The 19,529-nt window shown below is 58.8% G+C and carries 19 protein-coding genes; 18 read left to right on the plus strand and 1 reads right to left on the minus strand.

Annotated elements, in window-relative coordinates; translation table 11 throughout:
* Positions 1–168: 168 nt before the first annotated feature.
* The 9 genes from A6R74_RS04895 to cobJ are packed head-to-tail and all read left to right on the plus strand — an operon-like array spanning position 169 to position 12,125.
* Positions 169–1,911, plus strand: coding sequence for an AAA family ATPase (locus tag A6R74_RS04895; protein WP_064233336.1), 1,743 nt, complete (start codon positions 169–171; stop codon positions 1,909–1,911).
* 21 nt (positions 1,912–1,932) lie between these two features.
* Entirely contained in the window at positions 1,933–2,526 is a 594-nt protein-coding gene (gene cobO, locus A6R74_RS04900) for a cob(I)yrinic acid a,c-diamide adenosyltransferase (RefSeq protein ID WP_064233337.1), read from the plus strand.
* Positions 2,526–3,929, plus strand: a complete 1,404-nt coding sequence (locus tag A6R74_RS04905) for a cobyrinate a,c-diamide synthase (RefSeq protein WP_064233338.1) — start codon at positions 2,526–2,528, stop codon at positions 3,927–3,929. Before cobO ends, A6R74_RS04905 begins: the two co-directional genes overlap by 1 nt.
* Positions 3,916–5,034: a cobalamin biosynthesis protein CobW gene (cobW, locus tag A6R74_RS04910; protein WP_064233339.1), complete on the plus strand. Its 1,119-nt coding sequence runs from the start codon at positions 3,916–3,918 to the stop codon at positions 5,032–5,034. The genes A6R74_RS04905 and cobW overlap by 14 nt, the downstream gene beginning before the upstream one ends.
* Positions 5,034–8,900: a cobaltochelatase subunit CobN gene (gene cobN / locus A6R74_RS04915; protein WP_064233340.1), complete on the plus strand. Its 3,867-nt coding sequence runs from the start codon at positions 5,034–5,036 to the stop codon at positions 8,898–8,900. Before cobW ends, cobN begins: the two co-directional genes overlap by 1 nt.
* On the plus strand, positions 8,878–10,038 hold the full coding sequence (locus A6R74_RS04920) for a cobalamin biosynthesis protein CobG (RefSeq protein WP_064233341.1): 1,161 nt from the start codon (positions 8,878–8,880) through the stop codon (positions 10,036–10,038). The genes cobN and A6R74_RS04920 overlap by 23 nt, the downstream gene beginning before the upstream one ends.
* Entirely contained in the window at positions 10,028–10,657 is a 630-nt protein-coding gene (locus A6R74_RS04925; protein ID WP_064233342.1) for a precorrin-8X methylmutase, read from the plus strand. The genes A6R74_RS04920 and A6R74_RS04925 overlap by 11 nt, the downstream gene beginning before the upstream one ends.
* Positions 10,654–11,379 carry a precorrin-2 C(20)-methyltransferase gene (locus A6R74_RS04930; RefSeq protein ID WP_064233343.1) on the plus strand — a complete coding sequence of 242 codons (726 nt, stop codon included), beginning with the start codon at positions 10,654–10,656 and terminating at the stop codon, positions 11,377–11,379. The genes A6R74_RS04925 and A6R74_RS04930 overlap by 4 nt, the downstream gene beginning before the upstream one ends.
* Positions 11,376–12,125: a precorrin-3B C(17)-methyltransferase gene (cobJ, locus tag A6R74_RS04935; protein ID WP_064233344.1), complete on the plus strand. Its 750-nt coding sequence runs from the start codon at positions 11,376–11,378 to the stop codon at positions 12,123–12,125. Before A6R74_RS04930 ends, cobJ begins: the two co-directional genes overlap by 4 nt.
* A 200-nt stretch (positions 12,126–12,325) precedes the next feature.
* On the opposite strand, the gene A6R74_RS04940 is transcribed toward cobJ, so the two are convergent.
* On the minus strand, positions 12,326–13,054 hold the full coding sequence (locus A6R74_RS04940) for a cobalt-precorrin-6A reductase (RefSeq protein WP_121499352.1): 729 nt from the start codon (positions 13,052–13,054) through the stop codon (positions 12,326–12,328).
* On the opposite strand from A6R74_RS04940, the gene A6R74_RS04945 reads away from it, so the two are divergent.
* The 9 genes from A6R74_RS04945 (at position 13,053) to A6R74_RS04985 (ending at position 19,475) form a co-directional block, all read left to right on the plus strand.
* Complete coding sequence (locus A6R74_RS04945) at positions 13,053–14,261, plus strand: bifunctional cobalt-precorrin-7 (C(5))-methyltransferase/cobalt-precorrin-6B (C(15))-methyltransferase (RefSeq protein ID WP_064233346.1); 1,209 nt, start codon at positions 13,053–13,055, stop codon at positions 14,259–14,261. The two genes, A6R74_RS04940 and A6R74_RS04945, sit on opposite strands and share 2 nt — an antisense overlap.
* Entirely contained in the window at positions 14,258–14,635 is a 378-nt protein-coding gene (locus A6R74_RS04950; protein WP_064233347.1) for a cobalamin biosynthesis protein, read from the plus strand. The genes A6R74_RS04945 and A6R74_RS04950 overlap by 4 nt, the downstream gene beginning before the upstream one ends.
* A 12-nt stretch (positions 14,636–14,647) precedes the next feature.
* Positions 14,648–15,445, plus strand: a complete 798-nt coding sequence (gene cobM, locus A6R74_RS04955) for a precorrin-4 C(11)-methyltransferase (RefSeq protein WP_064233348.1) — start codon at positions 14,648–14,650, stop codon at positions 15,443–15,445.
* Positions 15,442–16,218, plus strand: a complete 777-nt coding sequence (gene cobF / locus A6R74_RS04960; RefSeq protein WP_064233349.1) for a precorrin-6A synthase (deacetylating) — start codon at positions 15,442–15,444, stop codon at positions 16,216–16,218. Before cobM ends, cobF begins: the two co-directional genes overlap by 4 nt.
* A gap of 72 nt (positions 16,219–16,290) precedes the next feature.
* Positions 16,291–16,731 carry a YtoQ family protein gene (locus A6R74_RS04965; RefSeq protein WP_064233350.1) on the plus strand — a complete coding sequence of 147 codons (441 nt, stop codon included), beginning with the start codon at positions 16,291–16,293 and terminating at the stop codon, positions 16,729–16,731.
* Positions 16,732–17,235: 504 nt separating this feature from the next.
* Positions 17,236–17,913 carry a DUF4398 domain-containing protein gene (locus tag A6R74_RS04970; protein ID WP_064233351.1) on the plus strand — a complete coding sequence of 226 codons (678 nt, stop codon included), beginning with the start codon at positions 17,236–17,238 and terminating at the stop codon, positions 17,911–17,913.
* A gap of 44 nt (positions 17,914–17,957) precedes the next feature.
* Positions 17,958–18,167, plus strand: coding sequence for a BrnA antitoxin family protein (locus A6R74_RS04975; protein WP_064233352.1), 210 nt, complete (start codon positions 17,958–17,960; stop codon positions 18,165–18,167).
* Positions 18,168–18,529: 362 nt separating this feature from the next.
* Positions 18,530–19,270, plus strand: a complete 741-nt coding sequence (locus A6R74_RS04980; RefSeq protein ID WP_064233353.1) for a mobilome CxxCx(11)CxxC protein — start codon at positions 18,530–18,532, stop codon at positions 19,268–19,270.
* Positions 19,260–19,475, plus strand: coding sequence for a hypothetical protein (locus A6R74_RS04985; protein ID WP_064233354.1), 216 nt, complete (start codon positions 19,260–19,262; stop codon positions 19,473–19,475). The genes A6R74_RS04980 and A6R74_RS04985 overlap by 11 nt, the downstream gene beginning before the upstream one ends.
* Positions 19,476–19,529: the final 54 nt, after the last annotated feature.

The raw sequence follows: 19,529 nt of genomic DNA on the forward strand, positions 1-19,529 counted from the left end.
CCCGCCATGCCTTCCTCTATACTGAACGCCTTTTCTGTTCCCACTTCTTTATGAATGGTTTTATTATCACATGGGCAGTTAGCATGAATCATATTCAAGTCCCTTGCTCCCCTGATCAGTTGGCCAATATTGATCGGTTAGCGGGCTTGGCCAGCACGGGAGGTGCCGGTGAGTGAGTTTCCCTTTGCGGCGGTGGTTGGCCAAGAAGCGCTAAAAACGGCGCTGCTTCTTAATGCTATTAACCCGCGTATCGGCGGGGTGCTGATCAGTGGGCCTAGAGGCAGCGCTAAATCGACCTTAGCCCGGGCGCTGGCCGCCATTTTGCCCAGCGATAGCGAAGGGCAGCGTGCCCCTTTTGTCACTCTGCCATTGGGCGCCAGCGAAGATCGGCTAGTGGGCAGTCTGGATCTGCAAAAGGTATTGACCGATGGCGAAGCCACCTTTCATGCTGGGCTGCTGGCTAAAGCCGACGGCGGAGTGCTGTATGTGGATGAAGTCAATCTGCTACCGGATACCTTGGTTGATTTGCTGTTAGACGTCGCCGCCAGCGGCACCAATATCGTTGAGCGCGACGGCATTAGCCACTCCCACCCGGCGCGCTTTAGCCTGATCGGCACCATGAACCCGGATGAAGGCGAGCTGCGCCCTCAACTGCTCGATCGCTTTGGGCTTTGCCTTGAACAGGCGGGTGCGCTAAGCATCGACGAGCGGATCGCCATTGTGCAGCAGCGGGAAGCTTTTGACCGCGACCCGGCTGGCTCCCTCGAACGGGTTGAGCATGACCAAACTGCCCTGACCGAGCGTATTGCCAACGCGCAGCGCTTACTCAAGGAGATCACCACCGACCCCTGGGTGTACCGCACCATTGCCACCCGCTGTGAAGCCGCCGGGGTTGAAGGCCTGCGCGCCGACGTTACCTGGCACCGCGCTGCTCAGGCCCATGCCGTCTGGCGTGGCGTGGAGAGCGTTGAACAGCAGGATATCGATACCGTTGAGCCATGGGTGCTGGCGCATCGGCGTACTCAGCCGCCAGAGCAGAGCCCGCCGTCATTGCCGCCTAATCAAACCCCTCCGAATGGGGAGGGCGGTTCGTCGTCAGCTGACAACACACCCAGCGGCGGGTCATCCCATCAGCAAGGTGAACAGGGCCAGTGGGGCGCTATGCCTTCCATGGCTCAAGCGTCGATTAGCCAGCCAGCGGCGAACTTGCCCGATAGCGAAGACCTTTTTCAGCGGGCTGAACGCACCGATACCGCTTCTAGCGCGGGCAAAGGCGGTACGTTGGGCAGGGGGCGCTCTCAAGTGGCGACTTCACGGCTGGACGGATTTGCGACCGTGATCGCCAATCGCGGTCAGTGGCCCTGGCGGCAGTTAAAAATGCGCAAATCTCGCGCGGGGCAGGCAACGGCGCATCTGGTGCTGCTGGATACCTCTGGCTCGACCCTGGGCCAGCGCCTGTTGGGTCAGGCGAAAGGGCTGGTTGAATCGCTGGTGACCCAAGCCTACGCCGCGCGGGAGCAGGTAGCGGTGCTGGGATTTGGTAATGGCGGAGTGGTGCCAATACTCTCCCGCCGTCGTGCGCCCAAAAACGCTCGGGGGACTCTCGACAGTGCCAAAGGCGGCGGCGGAACACCCCTGCGGGAAGCGATTATCGAAGCCAGGCGGCTGATTCGCCAGTGGCAGCGCCGCGAGCCCGGCCTGCAGGTGCGCACCTACCTGATTACCGATGGCCGCACCCGGGAGTCCGTTGACGATCTCGCCCCGTTAGGCGAGTGTCTGTTAATCGATACCGAACAGTCCAAGGTCAAGCGCGGCCAGGGGGCACGCATTGCGCAGCAGTTGGGCGCGCTCTATTGGCCCGCTGATTTTGGAAAGCCTTCTTTTATAAAGCCATCTTTGAACCCTATTTGACCGACTAACCGGGGAAACCCCATGAGCGACGCTAGCCATCTAAACCGTATGCAGCGCAAAAAAGAGGTGGTCGATGAGCGAATCAGCCGCGCCACCGAAGAGCGCGGCGTACTGATTCTGCTCAAAGGCAACGGGAAGGGCAAAAGCAGCTCCGCCTTTGGCACCATGGCGCGCTCGCTGGGGCACGGCCAGCAGTGCGCGGTGATTCAGTTTATTAAAGGCCGTCGCGAAACCGGCGAGTACCTGTTTTTCCGCGATCATCCCAAGCTCGACTGGCACATTATGGGCCACGGTTTTACCTGGGAAACCCAAGACCGGGAGCGGGATATCGAAGCCGCCCAGGCCGCCTGGCTGGTTGCTAAAGGGCTACTGGAGAACCCCACTTATCATCTGATCGTGCTGGATGAAATGAGCTATATGTTCAAGTACGGCTATCTCGACCCCGAGCCGGTGGTGGAAGCACTCAAGCGCCGTCCGGCCCATCAAAACGTGATCATTACCGGGCGCACCATGGCCACGCCACTGCAGGAAATCGCCGATACCATCAGCACCGTTCAGGACGAGCGCCACGCCTTTCGGGGCGGTGTTAAAGCGCAGCTGGGGATCGAATACTGATGAGCACGCCCACGACGACTTGCCCCGCGCTATTTCTTTCCGCCCCCGCCTCGGGCCAGGGCAAAACCACCGTCACGGCAGGGTTGGCGCGGCTGCTGCGTAATCAGGGCAAAGTGGTTCGGGTGTTTAAGACCGGCCCGGACTATCTAGACCCGCAGATTCTCTCCCAGGCCTCCGGCCAGCCGGTAGATCAGCTGGATCTATGGATGGCCGGGGAAGCTTACTGCCGTCAGCGCTTTTATGAAGCCGCCTGTGAAGCGGACTTGATTTTAGTGGAAGGCGCTATGGGGCTATTCGATGGCGAGCCCTCCAGCGCGGATCTGGCGGCGCTGTTTGGCATCCCCCTGGCTATCGTCATGGATGTGAAAGGCATGGCTCAAACCGCCGCGGCGCTGGTCTCGGGCCTGGCCAGCTTTCGTGACGATATCCATATCGCCGGGCTGATCGCTAACGCCTGCGGCTCGGCGCGCCATCGGGAGCTGATTGAAGACGCGCTGCCGCCATCGATTCCGTTGCTGGCCGCCGTGCCACGCGACCCCGCGCTGTCGCTTCCCGAGCGCCATCTGGGGTTGGTGCAGGCGGCAGAGATTCGCGAGGATCTGGAAGCGCGCTTTGAGGCCGCCGCCAAAGCGCTGGAAGCGGCCGGGCTGCTGGAAGCGCTCGCAATGCTGCCGCCGGTGACCTTTAGTGCGCCTCAACAGCAGCTTGCCGCCGTTCAGCCTGTGCTTAACGGCCACACCATTGGCGTGGCCCGGGACGCCGCCTTTAGCTTTATCTACCAGGCCAATTTAGATCTGTTAGAGCAGATGGGCGCCACGCTGCGTTTCTTCTCGCCGCTAATGGATAGCCAACTGCCCGAGTGCGATGCCCTGTGGCTACCGGGAGGCTACCCGGAGCTGCACGCCCAAACCCTTGCCGATAACAGCGCCATGCGCGCGGCCATTCAGACGTTCTTTAACGCCGATAAGCCTATCCTCGCCGAGTGCGGTGGCCTGCTGTACTGCCTGGAAACCCTGACCGGCTATGACGATGTGACCCATACCCTGCTGGGCCTGCTGCCAGGGCAGGGCGCCATGCGTGGTCGCCGGGGCTGCCAGGGGATGCAAACCGCCGAGTTGCCGGAAGGGCGGGTGCGCGGCCATGCTCACCACCGCTCCATGGCGGAAGGCACGCCGGAGCCGATTGCCCACGGCCGCCGCCAACGCCACCCCGCACCGGGGGAAGCGATTTACCGTGATAAGCGCTTGACGGCTACCTATTTACATCTGTTTTTCCCCAACAATCCTGACGCCGTGGCGCGCTTGTTTTTATCAGATCCGTTTTTATCAGCTTCTTTGTCATCAACTCAGGCGCCCGCCGAACAGCAATTCGATAGTGAGGAGTTCATTCATGCAACTCAATAAGATTCCGGCCACAGTGGTCACCGGTTTCCTCGGCAGCGGCAAGACAACGCTGCTGGCCAATATTTTGCGCCAGGTGACCGGCAGGCGGATCGCCGTGATCGTTAATGAGTTCGGCGAGCAGGATATCGACTCCAGCCTGCTGCGTAGCTGCGCACTGGGTTGCGAGCCGGGTAGCGAAGGCGAGCAGCTAGACGGTGAAGATGGCAGTATCTATGAGCTGGCCAACGGCTGCATCTGCTGCACGGTGGAGGAGGAGTTTCTACCGGTGATGAAAAAGCTGGTCGCCCGCCGTAACGATATCGACCATATCCTGATCGAAACCAGCGGCCTGGCGCTGCCCAAGCCGCTGGTGCAGGCGTTTAACTGGCCCGATGTGCGCCAACACTGCACCGTGGATGCGATTATTACCGTGATCGATGGCCCCGCCGTGGCCGCTGGCCGCTATGCCAGCGACGTGGATAAAGTTGAAGCCCAGCGCCGCGCCGACGAAAGCCTCGACCATGACCCCAGCCTGCGCGAATTGCTCGACGACCAGCTTAGCGCAGCGGATCTGGTGCTGGTGAGCAAGGCAGACCTGCTTAGCCCGGAAGAGCGTACCCGGGTGGAAGCGGTGATTCAGGCGCGGGTGAGTGCGTCGGTGAAAACGTTGTTTATCGATCAGACAGTGACCGGCGATACCGCCCAGTTGGAAGCGCTGATGGGCATTGGCGCGGCCAGCGAAGAGAACATTGATAGCATCACCAATCACCACGATAAGCACCACGCCGAAGGCGCTCACCACGACCACGCCCACGATAACTTTGATTCCTGCGTGATTACCCTGGGTGAAGTAGATGGCGACGCCCTGGCCAGCAAGCTGCAGCAGCTGCTGATCGACCACGAGATCTATCGCGCCAAGGGCTTTGCGGCGATTCCCGGTAAACCGATGCGGCGAGTGATTCAGGCGGTGGGCGAGCGCCTGGAAGGTTACTTCGACCGGCTGTGGGCCCAGGACGAAACCCGCCAAACCCAGCTGGTGATTATTGGTAAAGACCTGGATATCCCAGCGCTGCGTGAAGCGCTGGCTGATATAGAGGTTCAAACGGCTTCTCAAACGGCTACCTAATGCACTTATTCGCCGCTAAGCCGGGGGGCTTTGTCGATGATGAAGGCATCATCGATCTACAGCAGAGCCCCGCCGAGGTCGTGATCATGTCCGCCGCCGATAGCAATCTTTCGGCGTTGGCCCAGGCGGTTGATCGCCTGGGTGAGGCGTACCCCTCGGTGCGGTTGGCCAACTGGATGAACCTGGTCAAGCCTGCCGCCTATGATCTTTACGAAGATCGGGTGCTGGAAAAGGCCCAGCTGGTGATTGTCTCGCTGCTGGGCGGCAAGGCCTACTGGCCCTACGGCCATGAGCGCCTGCTCGCCTGGGCGGCGGCGAAACCCGGTCGCCAGCTGATTCTGGTGCCAGGCTGCGACGCCCCGGATGATGCGCTGCTGGAAGACTCCACCATTGCCTTTGATGGCGCCTACCGGGTGTGGCGCTATCTACGCGAGGGCGGTACTGATAACGCCGAGCAGCTGCTGCGCTTTGTCGCCAGCGAGTGCCTGCCCAGCGAGTGCATAAATAGTGAGTTAGGCGACTGGCAGGAGCCCAAGGTGATTCCGCCAGCGGTGATTTATGCGCCGCAAGAGCAGCAGGCGTCAAGCCTAAGCGAGTGGCGAGATCGTCAGGTGCCGGGGCGGCCGGTGTGCCTGCTGCTGTTTTATCGCAGCCACCTGCAGGGGGCGAATACCGCCGTGCCCGACGGCATGATCGCAGCGCTTAAAGACCAGGGGCTGGAGCCGTTGGCGGTGGCGGTGGCGTCCTTAAAAGAGGGACCGTGCATTGATTTTATTAATCATCTAATTGAGCAGACCGGCGCCATGCTGGTGATTAACACCACCAGCTTTGCGGTCAATCGCAATGCCGATGGGTTGGATGCCCTGGGGGATACGCTTTTAGACAGCTTGTTTGTCGGTCGACCTGTGGTACTCCAGGCGATCCTAGCCAGCAGCACCACGGAAGATTGGCAGGGCATGGCCGCCGGGCTGCATAGCCGCGATGTGGCCATGCAGGTGGTGCTGCCGGAAATGGACGGGCGCATCATTACCCGGGCGGTGGGGTTTAAAGCCGAAGCCCACTATAACCAGCGCTGCCAACTGGCGGTCACCCATCATGTGGTGCATCCGGAACGCGCCGCCTTTGTCGCCGAGCTGGCCCGGCGCATCTGTTCCCTGCGGCTCACTCCCAATAGTCAAAAGCGCATCGCGCTGATCATGGCCAACTACCCCAATCGCGATGGTCGGATCGGCAATGGGGTAGGGCTGGATACGCCGGCCTCTACGCTGCAAATTTTAAACGCATTAAAAGAGGCAGGTTATCCACTCAGCGAGCTGCCGGAAAATGGCGATGAATTAATCCGCCAGCTTCAGGGGTCGGTGACGAATGACCACGCCAGTCTCGATCAACGCGCCTGCTGGCAGAGCATCAGCGTTGACGACTACCTGGCCTGGTTTAACACTCTGCCTGCAGAGCTGCAGGACATCGTATGGACACGCTGGGGCGCCCCGCAGGATGACCCAAAATGCCGTCAGGGGCGGCTAATGATCGCGGGTATCCGCTTGGGCGACACCTTTGTGGGTATACAGCCGGAAAGAGATTTTATCGACGATCTCACCCAGTCCTACCACGATATGCAGTTAGCGCCGCCCCACAGCTACCTGGCGTTTTACTTTTGGCTGCGGGAGCACTACCGGGTCGATGCGGTTATCCACGTGGGCAAGCACGGCAATTTAGAGTGGCTGCCGGGGAAAAGCACTGCGCTAAGCGCCGACTGCTGGCCGGATATTGCCCTGGGGCCGCTGCCGCACTTTTATCCGTTTATCGTCAATGACCCCGGCGAAGGTGCCCAGGCCAAGCGGCGCAGCCAGGCGGTGATTATCGACCACCTGATGCCGCCCCTGGCGCGAGCTGAACTTTACGGCGCCATGGCGGAGCTTGAAGCGCTATGTGACGAATATTACCAAGCGCTGGATATGGATCCCCGCCGGGAAGCACTGATCCGTGGGCAGATTTTAGCCCACCTGCGGGACACCGGGATTGATCAGGAATTGGCTCACGCCAGCGACGACGCCGAACTTCTCAACGAGCTGGATACCTTCCTTTGCGATATCAAAGAGTCCCAGATTCGTCATGGCCTGCACGTGCTCGGCACGCTGCCGCCAGAAGAGAAGCGGGCGGGCACCCTGGTGGCGTTACTGCGGCTGCCCAGGGGCGAAGCGGTGGCCCAGCGCGGCCTGCTGCACAATTTAGCCTGCGATCTGGGGCTGGCTGATCAACATGACGGCAAGCCTTTTGACCCGCTGGCCGCTGCCAACGAGCCATGGCAGGGGCCAAAGCCTGCCATTTTGATCGAACAGCTTGATGCCCCTTGGCGCACCGGCGCGGATACTAGAGAACGTCTGGAACTGCTCGCCGAACGCTGGGTAAGCGACTACGTATTAGCTCCATTAACCCCAGGCTGCCTGGATGAGCTGGCCCTGGATTACCCCGATACGGCGGAGCAGTTGCGCTACGCCCGCGAGCACTTATGGGTCGCCATGCAGCGGGGCGTAAAGATGGAGCTTCAGTCGCTGCTGGATGGTCTTGAGGGCATCTTTGTACCCGCCGGGCCCAGCGGTGCACCCAGCCGGGGGCGGTTGGATACGCTGCCCACCGGGCGTAATTTTTTTAGCGTGGACAACCGCTCGATTCCATCTCCCGCCGCCTGGACACTGGGCGAAAAATCCGCCCAGGCGTTTGTCGAGCGCTATCTGCAGGATAACGGCGACTATCCGCGACGACTGGGCCTATCGATATGGGGCACTGCCACCATGCGCACCGGCGGCGACGACATTGCCCAGGCTTTTGCGCTGATGGGCGTACGCCCTAAATGGTCGCTAGGCTCCCAGCGGGTAACGGACTTCGAGGTCATTCCCTCGATGCTGCTCAATCGCCCGCGGGTAGACGTTACGCTGCGGGTCTCCGGGTTTTTCCGCGATGCGTTTCCTAACGTGATTCGATTGTTCGACGCCGCGGTGCAGGCGGTCGCCGCCTATGAGGAACCGGGCAACAGCAATACCATCCGTGAGGCGGTGTTAGCCCGCCAGCAAACCCTGGAAGCCCAGGGGCTAAGCCCGGAAATGGCCGCCCAGCAGGCGAGCTACCGTATCTTTGGCAGCAAGCCCGGCGAGTATGGCGCGGGCCTTAACCGGCTGATTGAAAACCGCTCCTGGGACAACGCCGACGATTTAGCTGAAGCCTATCTGGATGCCGGGGCCTACGCCTACGGCCAGTTTAAGGAGTCGGGTACCGCTGCACGGGGTGCCTTTGAACAGCAGCTCCAAGGGCTGGATGCGGTGATGCAGAATCAGGATAACCGCGAGCACGATATTCTCGACTCCAACAGCTACTACGCCTTTCAGGGCGGGATGGCCAACGCCAGCCGAGCGCTAAGCGGTCAGGCGCCGGTGATCTACCACGCCGACCACGCCAATCCCGCCGCGCCCAAGATTCGTACCTTGAAAGAAGAGTTGGCCCGGGTGATTCGTTCTCGGGTGTTAAACCCCAAGTGGATCAACGCCATGCGCGAGCACGGCTATAAGGGCGCTTTTGAAATGGCCGCCACGGTGGACTACCTGTTTGCCTACGACGCCACCACCGATTTGGTCGCAGATTACCAGTACGCCCAAGTCAGCGATGCGCTGGTGCTCGACAAGGCCAATCAGCAGTTCCTCCGTGAGCACAACCCGGCCGCGCTAGAAGAGATGGCCGAACGCTTACTTGAAGCCGCCCAGCGGGGCATGTGGCAAGCCCCCGGCGAGCACGGCGATGCGCTAAAAGACCTGCTGCTGGAAATGGATGAAGCCAAAGAGACCGGCGGTTATGTTGCCCAGCCCGCGCATTAAAGGCTGGTGCCCCGGCGCATGGCGACCCATGGCCACCGGCGATGGCCTGTTGGTGCGGGTGCGCCCGCCCATGGGCGAGCTATCGCGGACTCAAATGCTGGCGCTATGCGAGGCCGCCGAGACCTTCGGCAGTGGTTTGATAGAGCTCACCAGCCGGGCCAATTTCCAGCTGCGCGGCGTGACCGACGACAGTTGGCCGCCGTTAATGGCCTTTTTAATCGAGCATCAGCTGGTCAGCGCCGACCCGGAAGCGGAACGCCAGCCGCAGCTGATGCTGGCGCCGCACTGGCAAGCGGGGGATGACTCGCCTACCATTGCCAGCCTGTTGCAAACGCGGGGCAGCGAATTAGCCGCCATGCCCGGCAAGGTGGGTATCGCCATCGATGCGGGAAAAGCGCCGGTATTGAGCGATAGCGCCGCTGATTTTCGCATTGAACGCTCGATGGAAGGCGGCCTGATGGTGCGTTGCGATAGCTCTGCACTAGGCACCGCAGTAAGCGATGTTGAAGCCGCCGTTGAGCAGCTAATCCGCCTCACCCACTGGTTTGTGGAGAGCGGCGGCTGGGAGGCCGGACGTATGCGTCGCCATACAGCGCCATTGCCGAATTGGGCGCCCGCTGACACCGCCCCAGCAGCCTCCGGCGCCAAGCTGGCGCTGGGCAGCCATCCCGCTGGTCAGGTGGTAGGGCTGCCCTTTGGACGTGCCACCGCCGCAACGCTGCGTGAGTTGGTAGCGCCCACAAGTATCACCGCCGTTCAGGTCACGCCCTGGCGACGCTTGCTGGTTAAGCAGACATTAGTGCAGGGCGATACTGCGCCAGCGGTGGATGGCTTAATCCGGCATAATAGCGACCCGCGGCTATCAATAGATGCCTGCCCCGGCGCGCCTTACTGCGAGCAGGCGAGTGTCGCCACTCAGCCGCTCGCGGAGCGGCTAAGCGGTCTGCAAAACAGCAGCGCCCATATATCCGGCTGCGCCAAAGGCTGTGCCCGCCAACAGCCAGCGGCATTATGCCTAGTCGGCCGCGATGGGCGCTTTGATTTGATTGTCAATGGCCGCGCCGATAGCGCTCCGAAGGCCTCTGGCCTGAGTGAATCTGAAGTCATAAGTTATTTGGAGAATTTGGGTGCCCTATAAGTACGAAACAAGCGGCCCGGCGATTTACCGGCAGTCATTTGCCATTATCCGCAGCGAGGCCGAGCTTGCCCGCTTTTCAGCGGAGGAAGAAACTGTAGCAGTGCGCATGATTCACGCCGCCGGGCTGGTGGAGCTGGCCGCGCATATTCACTTTCAAAATGACGTGGTCAATAAAGCCCGCGCCGCGTTAGAGCAGGGCGCCCCGATTCTTTGCGATGCACGAATGGTCTCGGAAGGCATTACCCGTAAGCGGCTGCCTGCGGATAACCAAGTCATCTGCACCCTCAACGATGAGCGCACCCCCACGCTCGCCCAGGAAATGGCCAATACCCGCTCGGCAGCGGCGCTGGAACTGTGGCGCCCAAACCTCGAAGGCGCCGTGGTCGCGATTGGCAACGCGCCCACCGCGCTGTTTCACCTGCTCAATATGCTCGAAGACCCAGACTGCCCCCGCCCCGCAGCGGTTATCGGCTGCCCGGTAGGCTTTGTCGGCGCAGCGGAATCCAAGGAAGCGCTGCTGGCGAATACAGAGCTTTCCAGCTGTATCGTGCGCGGCCGTCTGGGTGGCAGCGCAGTGACGGTAGCGGCCATTAACGCCATGGCGGATCGCATCGAATGAGCCAAGGGACGATTTATGGGGTTGGCTTAGGGCCAGGCTGCCAAGACTTGATGAGCGTGCGCGCCGACCGCTTGATTCGCGGCGCCAGTCACGTGGCCTATTTTCGTAAGAAGGGTCGCTGCGGCCATGCCCGCTCCATCGTGGAGGGCTTGATTGCACCAGATGCAACCGAGCTGCCTATGGAGTACCCGGTTACCACGGAAATCCCCTTTGACGATCCCCGCTACAACGAACTGCTGTCAGCCTTTTACGAGCGCAGCGTGGCCCAACTGATCGAGATGGCCGAGGCCGGGTGCGATGTGGTGGTGCTGTGCGAAGGCGACCCGTTTTTCTACGGCTCCTTTATGCACCTCTACACGCGGCTACTGAACCGCGTGCCGGTCTCGGTGGTGCCGGGCATTACCGGCATGTCGGCGGCGTGGACGGCTACCGGCCAGCCGATTACCTGGGGCGATGACATCATGACCGTGCTGATGGCCACGCTACCCGAAGAGGCCTTGGCCGAGCGCATCGCCCACACCGACGCGCTGGTGGTGATGAAGATTGGCCGCAACCTGGCCAAGCTACGCCGGGCGCTGGCTCAAGCTGGCCGTGAAGAGCAAGCCTGGCTAATCGAGTACGCCGCCATGACCCAACAACGCGTATTGCCACTAAGCGACGTTGGCGAGAGCGTGCCGTACTTCTCGATTGTGCTGATCCATGGCAACGGGCGGCGTCCATGAGCGGCTGGCTGAAAATCGTCGGCCTAGGGCCGGGTTCAGAAGCGATGATTACCCCGGAAGTCACGGCCGCGCTGCAGGATGCCACCGATGTGGTGGGCTACGTGCCCTACGTCAATCGGGTCGCGCCAAGAGCAGGGCTGGTTCGCCACGGCTCGGATAACCGCGAAGAGATTCGTCGGGCAGAGCATGCGCTACAGCTGGCGCTTGAGGGCCACAGAGTAGTGGTAGTCTCCTCCGGCGACCCCGGCGTCTTTGCCATGGCGGCGGCGGTGTTTGAGGCCTTGGAAGCCGGTGATGCCCAGTGGCGCAGGCTGGATATCCAGGTGCTGCCGGGTATCTCCGCCATGCTGGCCGCCAGCGCAAGCGCCGGTGCACCGTTAGGCCACGACTTCTGCTGCATCAATCTATCCGACAACCTCAAGCCCTGGGCGCTAATTGAAAAGCGCCTGCGTCTGGCCGCGGAAGCCGACTTCGCCATGGCGTTTTACAATCCCCGCTCCAAGGCGCGGCCAGAGGGTTTTACGCGCACCCTAGAGGTACTGCGGGAAGCCTGCGGCCCGGAACGGTTGATCATCTTCGCCCGCGCGGTTTCCACCCCGGAGGAGTCGATTCGCGTCACTACGCTAGGCGAGGCAACGCCGGAAATGGCCGATATGCGCACGCTGGTAATCGTGGGTTCCCAGCAGACGCGGTTAATCGAGCGGGATGGCGCGCCGCTGGTGTATACGCCGCGTTCCTCCCAGTGAGTATGAAAGGGCTAAACAGGTTTATCGCATTTAAAAATAGCTACTGTTACAAATATACGACAACGGGGCGAGGGCAGGTTGATGCGAGGGTCTTTTCCCAGGGATGGGAAAAGTAGCGCCCAAGGACGGGTTCACAGCGCCCTCGCAGCAACCTGCCCTCGCTACCGAGATGTGCCGCTGACTGCGGTAGCCCTGTAGGGTTAAGTTATCCAATTGATAACCTCATCAACAGTATGAGCTTCATGGCGAGATGGCAGGTGAGGCCGTTCGATCATCACAATGGGTAAGCCGAGCCTACGGGCAGCAATAAGTTTGGAGGCCGCGCCTTCGCCGCCGGAGTTTTTACATACGATACGCTCAATCCGCTGGGTTTCCAGCAGGGCCAGGTCGCCCTCCAGGGTAAACGGGCCTCGATCAATCACGGCGGTATAATCAGCAAGCGAAGGCGGGCTGGTAGGCTGATCAACCAGGCGAAGAACGTAATGATGCTGGGGCTGGGCGGCAAAGGCAGCCAGGTGCATGCGGCCAATGGCGAGCAGTACACGCTGGGGTGGGCCAGCCAGGGCGCTAACCGCCTCATCAATACTTGCCACACTCTGCCACTGGTCGCCATCAACAGGTTGCCAAGCGGGCCGGGTAAGGGCAATGGCTTTAACCCCGCACTGTGCTGCAGCGGCGATGACGTTAGCGCTCATCTGCACGGCAAAGGGGTGGGTGGCATCGACAATATGGGTAATGCGCTCCTGGGCTAAAAAAGCCACAAGCCTACTCACGCCGCCAAACCCGCCAATGCGGGTGGGTAAGGGCTGGGGTTTTGGCGAGTTCACCCGCCCGGCATAGCTGAAAATAGCGGGAAGGCCGCGCTTCGCGATAGCGTCGGCCAGGGCGCTGGCTTCAGAGGTTCCCCCAAGAATTAGGATTTTGATCATGGCAGAGGTTAACAACGCTCCCTGGTTGACGCTATTAGGCTGGGGGGAGAGTGGCATAGCGGGGCTAACCCCGGCAAGCCGTGAAGCGCTGGAAAATGCCCAAGTGGTATTCGGTGCCCGCCGCCATTTACGCCTGCTGCCACCCCTGAACACTGACCTGCATGAATGGCCGGTGCCCTTTGCCGACGGCATTCCCATGCTGTTAAACCAGCGCGGCTGCCGGGTCGTTATGCTGGTTTCTGGCGACCCTTTCTGGTTTGGAGCGGGCACTTCCATATCACACCACCTGGCGGCAGACGAGTGGCAGGCGCTGCCATCGCCCTCCACCTTTAGCCTGGCGGCTTCCCGTTTAGGCTGGCCGTTGGAACGCTGCACCTGCCTGGGCCTGCACGCCAAACCGCTAACGCGCATTCGGCCTTACCTTCATGCGGGCAGGCGTTTATTGGTGCTGGTGAGAGACGGCGAGGCGGTGGCCGAGTTAGCTGCGCTGGTGAACAGCTTCGGCTTTGACGACTCCCAATTAACGCTGCTGGAATCCCTAGGCGGTGCCAACGAACGCATTCGCCATTGTCGTATTGATACCGCCTTGCCCGATGATATTGCCCACCCGGTCGCGGTAGCGCTGGACGTCGCAGGCGCTGGCCCCGCCTTACCGCTTACCCCCGGCCTGCCGGATAGCTTCTTTGACCATGATGGCCAAATCACCAAACAGGCCATTCGGGCGATCACGCTATCCGCGTTAGCCCCCATGCCGGGGGGGCGGCTATGGGATATCGGCACCGGGTCTGGCTCCATCGCCATTGAGTGGCTGCTTGCTCATGGGGATAATCAGGCGATTGGCTTTGAGCGCCACCCCGAAAGGGCAGACAGGGCGCGAGCTAACGCAGCGAACCTGGGCGTTGACTGGCTTGAGGTCAAAGAGGGCAGCGCGCTTGAAATGCTCAATGAGGCACCGCTGCCGGATGCGGTGTTTATCGGCGGCGGGTTATCGGCAGCGCTGTTAGATGCGCTATGGCAGCGCCTACCCAAAGGCGTGCGCATCGTCGCCAATGCTGTGACCCTGGAATCCGAAGCGCTGCTGGCCCACTGGCATCAGCAGGCAGGCGGCGAGCTGCTGCGCCTTGAACTGGCTAACGCTGCCCCCATCGGCACCCGCCGGGGCTGGAAAGCCAGTTACCCCATTGTTCAGTGGCGGGGCGTTAGATGAAGGGGCAGAAGATAAAAGTAGCGGGGTTTGGCTTTCGCAGTGAAGCGCCGCTGGCGTCCCTTGCCCAAGCACTGGATCAACTGATCGAGCAGTATGGCGCCATCGACCAACTAGCGGCGGCCCACTCCATGCTGCCCTTGGTTCAACAGCTGGGCCGACTGCGCAGCCTGGAGGTTATCGCCGTGGCGGACTCCGAACTCTCTTCAGCTGCAACGCTCACCCACTCGGCACGCAGCAGGCAGGCCCGAGGTGCCGGCAGCGTGGCCGAAGCCGTGGCGCTGCTGGCGGCAGGCCCAGGGGCAACGCTGCTTGGCCCAAGGATTATATCAGCGGATCGACAGGCGACCGCCGCGGTGGCAGAAGGCGCTGACTAGAGGAATGACGCAATGACCGTACACTTTATCGGCGCAGGCCCCGGCGCGCCGGATCTGCTTACCCTACGCGGGCGCGACTTAATCGCCGCCTGCCCGGTGTGCCTCTATGCCGGCTCACTAGTGCCGGAGCAGATACTGGAACACTGCCCGCCAGGTGCCAGGGTGATCAACACCGCGCCGCTCTCGCTAGACGAGATACTTCACGAAATTCAAACCGCCCACGCCGAAGGCTTGGACGTTGCCAGGCTGCACTCGGGGGATCTTTCGGTATGGTCAGCCATGGGCGAGCAGCTGCGCCGCCTGCGCGAGCTGGATATCCCCTATAGCATCACCCCCGGCGTGCCATCCTTTGCCGCAGCGGCGGCGACGCTAGGTCAGGAGCTAACGCTACCCGGCGTGGCCCAGTCGGTGGTGCTTACTCGCACGTCGGGGCGGGCCAGCGCCATGCCCAGTGAAGAGACCCTGGCCAACTTTGCCCGCACCGGCGCCACGCTGGCGATTCATCTCTCTATCCACAACCTTGCCCAGGTAGTGGAAAGCCTGACGCCTTACTACGGCGAGCAGTGCCCGGTGGCGATTGTATGGCGGGCCAGCTGGCCGGACGAGCGGGTGGTGCGGGGGCGGCTCGCCAGCATAGAAGGGCTGATTGATAACACTATGCAACGCACCGCGCTGATACTGGTGGGGCCAGTGCTGGAGAGCGAAGACTTCGATGAGAGCAGCCTCTACGCGGTGGGCTACGACCGCCGCTTTCGCCCCCAGTCGGCGGATTCGCCCTTTGCTACACCCACTTATAAGAGCGAACCATGATCACGCTGTCACTGATTGGTATCGGCACCGGCAATATTGACCACGTCACCCTGGCAGCAGTGCGCGCCCTGAACAGCGCCGACGTCATCCTGCTGCCCCGCAAAGGCGATGCCAAATCCGACCTGCTCGACCTGCGCCGCTTGCTATGTGAGCGGCTGTTAGAAGCGCCGGTGACCACCCACATCGTCGAGTTCGATCTGCCTAGTCGTGATGATGGCCGGGATAGCCGCAATGACTACCTGGGCGCAGTGGACGACTGGCACGCTGCCATTGCCAGCGTATGGGCGCAGCTAATCGATCAACACCTCCCCAACGGCGGGCGAGTCGGCATGCTGGTGTGGGGCGATCCATCACTCTATGACAGCAGCCTGCGCATTACCCAGCGGCTAAGCGCAGCGGGCAGGGCGGTTGAGGTAGAAGTCGTGCCAGGCATCACCAGCCTGCAGGTGCTCACCGCCGAGCATAAAATCCCCCTTAACGCCCTCGCCGAGCCGGTACAAATCACCACCGGCCGCCGCCTACGCGAACGCGGCTGGCCTAGTGATGCCGCCACGGTAGCGGTAATGCTCGACAGCGGCGGCGCCTTCAGCACGCTGCCGCCTGAAGATACCTACATTTGGTGGGGCGCCTACCTGGGCATGGAGAAACAGTGCCTGATCAAAGGCTGGCTAAATGATGTCAGCGACGAAATCATCCAGCGCCGCGCCGAACTGCGCGAACAGCACGGCTGGATTATGGATATCTACCTGCTAGCCAAACAGCCCCTGCTATAACGCAGGTATGAATATGGAATATTTTTCCATAAAATAACGCTACCTACTCCTAGCCAGCAGAAAGGAAAAATCATGAGCTTTTACGTCTACCTATCCGGAGAGATCCACACCGACTGGCGCGATGAGATCCAACGCGGCGCCGACGCAGCGGGCCTGGATATCGTCTTCACCGCCCCGGTCACCGACCACGACGCCAGTGACGCCGCAGGCGACCACCTGGGCGAGCAAAGCAGCCAATTCTGGCGCGACCACCAATCATCCAAGGTCAACGCCATCCGCACCCGTACCATGATCGAACAGGCGGATCTGGTCGTTGTGCGCTTCGGCGACAAATACAAGCAGTGGAATGCCGCGTTTGATGCAGGCTACTGCGCCGCACTCGCCAAGCCCTACATTACCCTGCACAGCGAAGACATCATCCACCCGCTGAAAGAAGTCGATGCCGGTGCGCAAGCCTGGTGCACGACTACAGATCAAGTGGTTGAAACCCTGCGTTACGTCCTCAAAGCTTAAACCCCTGCGACTCCCACAACCCCGTCACCACCTCAGTGCTGTTGCACCGGTGTTGTGGGAGGGCGCTTCAGCGCGCGAAGAACCTGCCCCATAAACAATCCAGCCCAATAGAGTGCCATGGGCCACGATTGCGGGCATGCTCCGCTTGCTACGCACTACAAACCCCTTAAAATCAAACGATTGCACACTTGTAGCGCGGCGTAACGCTTGGCGAGGAACGAGCCAAAAGGCACCCGCGAAGGCAGCGCCAGCTGCCCAATGTCTGCGCCAGCACATTTTTCTGCAAAGCTGCGTGACCTCAGCCAATTTTATGAATACAGTATGATTAGACCAGCAAAACAAGCGCGCACTCGAATTTTGGATATACAGCCAAGCTATTATTAATTAAATATTAGATGGTTAGGTCTATTCCGGCGTGCGTGATAAGAATATTGAATAGAGCAGCTCGTTGATTCAATATCAGAACGTGTAGTCTAATTACTGTTATGCATTTAAAGGATAGCTATGGAGTTTATACGCGGCATTTTAGAAGAGTTCGGGCTTGTATCTGTAACTTCACTGCTTGGTTTTGCGTGTGTGCTCCTTATTGCCTATTACAAAAAGCATGAGAGCATTTTGAAAGAGCGCATTGAAGGATTGAAAGATCAAGTCGAGCTTCATAAATCTATGAGTGTGATGGATTTTGTTGACAGGACTAAAGCATACAAGCAATTCTCCGAAGAGGAAGTAAGAAGAGCTGAAAACAAGTTAGCACAGTTACAGAAAAGGCTCGAAAAAGATAATGATGAAACTAATCGGTATTTCGACGAAGCTCAAAAACTGAAAGATGATGTTCGGGCGCTTCAGGATCAAGTTGCTGAATCTGAGAGAATAATTCAAAAGCTTTCTCGCGACAACAACTTGACTGTTGGCAACGAATTTGTCCTTGCTGCTGGCACCTTTCGGTATAGCGGGAAACAGTTCGTTGCAGGTGTCGTGAATGGAATACACATGCACTTTGCTGTTGATCATGTCAAAGATGTTTTAGTTGGGGTCTCTACAAACCCAAATGCACCTTTATCGAAATTTCCCGACTCTGATAAATACGTCCTCACTTTATGTCCAGAGGGTAGCTTCAAAATTACGATTACTGAAGAAGAAGTGCAGGCTCTTCAGAATCAAGTTAGGAATATAAATGCATAACAAGGCGGATAAACGAGAGCGAAAAATATACGAAGGGTATAGGCATGCGTGAGCATTACGATTTTTCAGAGTCAGTCAAAAACCCATACGCCAAGAAGCTTAAAAAGCAGGTCACGATCCGCCTGGATGAAGATACCATCGCGTATTTCAAGAATCTGGCGGAAGAAAAAGATCTTACCTATCAGAGCTTGATTAATCTCTATCTGCGTGACTGCGCACAGTCACATAGAGACCTTAAGCTTGAGTGGCAATAAACGGTGCGGCACTAGCCAAGCCCTACATCACCCTGGACAGAATGCTGTTGCACCAGTATTGTGGGAGGGCGCTTCAGCGCGCAAAGATTTGACCACATAAACAATCTAGCCAATAGAGTGCCAGGCCGCTATCGCGTTTCACTTTTCAGGCTTTGAAAAAGCCCGGAAATCAAGCCATTGCACACCTGTAGCGCGACGTAACACTTGGCGAGGAACGAGCCAAAAGGCACCCGCGAAGGCAGCTCCAGCTGCCCAAAAGCCCGCTTCAGCTCAATTTTTCTGCAAAGTCACGTGACCTAAGCCGATTTTATGAATACAGTATGATTAGATCTGCAAAACAAGCACATACGTGAATTTTGGACATGCTGCTAAAATATTTTATTAATAATGTCAAATGGTTAGGTGGTTTTTTGACGCGCGTGATAAGAATGTTGAACAGCGCAGCGCGTTTATTCAATATCAGAACGCGCAGTCTAATCACTGTTATGCCTGAGGAGGATGTCTTGCAAGAAAGTGCCGATAATAGACGCAATAAGCTATTGCAGATTCGTTCGAACGCGCTTTCTGCTGACTATATTTATTCGTCTGAGCTGTCTAAAATTAACTGGATCACAAACGCGATAACTATCTTGGCAATAGTTGTACCAATTATCACTACTTTCTCATTGGTGCTAGCCAAAGATACGAGTTACACCACATTGCTTAATACATTTTCGTTTATTTTTTCAGGCTTTCTATTATGCTTATCAGTGCTCGCTCTGATTTTTCGGCTAGAGCACAAGAAAGAGCTTTATCTGATTTCTCGAAGAGCCAATATTTACATTAGCAATGAAGCTAGCGAGCTTCTTGAAAACTCCTCAGTAGATCCGCGATGGTTCTACAACTATGTGTCAGATCAAGATGCCCGTGACAAGGAAAATATAAGTAAAGTCAGGGAGAAGAGGAGGCAAGAGGCATACCGATATTCAATGAAACTCCTCCACCCAAGCGACAGTGGTGTGGTGTGCTCTGTTTGTGGGTCTTCACCTTATATTTTTAAAAAGGGGGCGTGCCAACTTTGTGGTAATACGCCTTCAATAACTGGAGAGAAAAATGTCAAATAAAGAGACGTTTGATAAATGGTTCAATAATTTAAGCGAGCAGGAACAAGACGAAATTATCAGTTATATCATCAGCACCAAGCTAAGCATTTCAAATGAAGGATTTTTTTCTGGCCCTACCGGAAAAAGGCTTGAAGAGGGGCTGTTTTCTGGGCCCGCTGGAAGCTCATCCAGAGAAGTGTGTGGCGGGTGCGGGCGTCCGATTTAGCGGGCATAACAATTGGTTGTTGCTGGACGTGCCTACGCTACGCTTCGGCACGCT

Source organism: Halomonas sp. ALS9 (assembly GCF_001651035.1).
Lineage (GTDB): Bacteria > Pseudomonadota > Gammaproteobacteria > Pseudomonadales > Halomonadaceae > Vreelandella.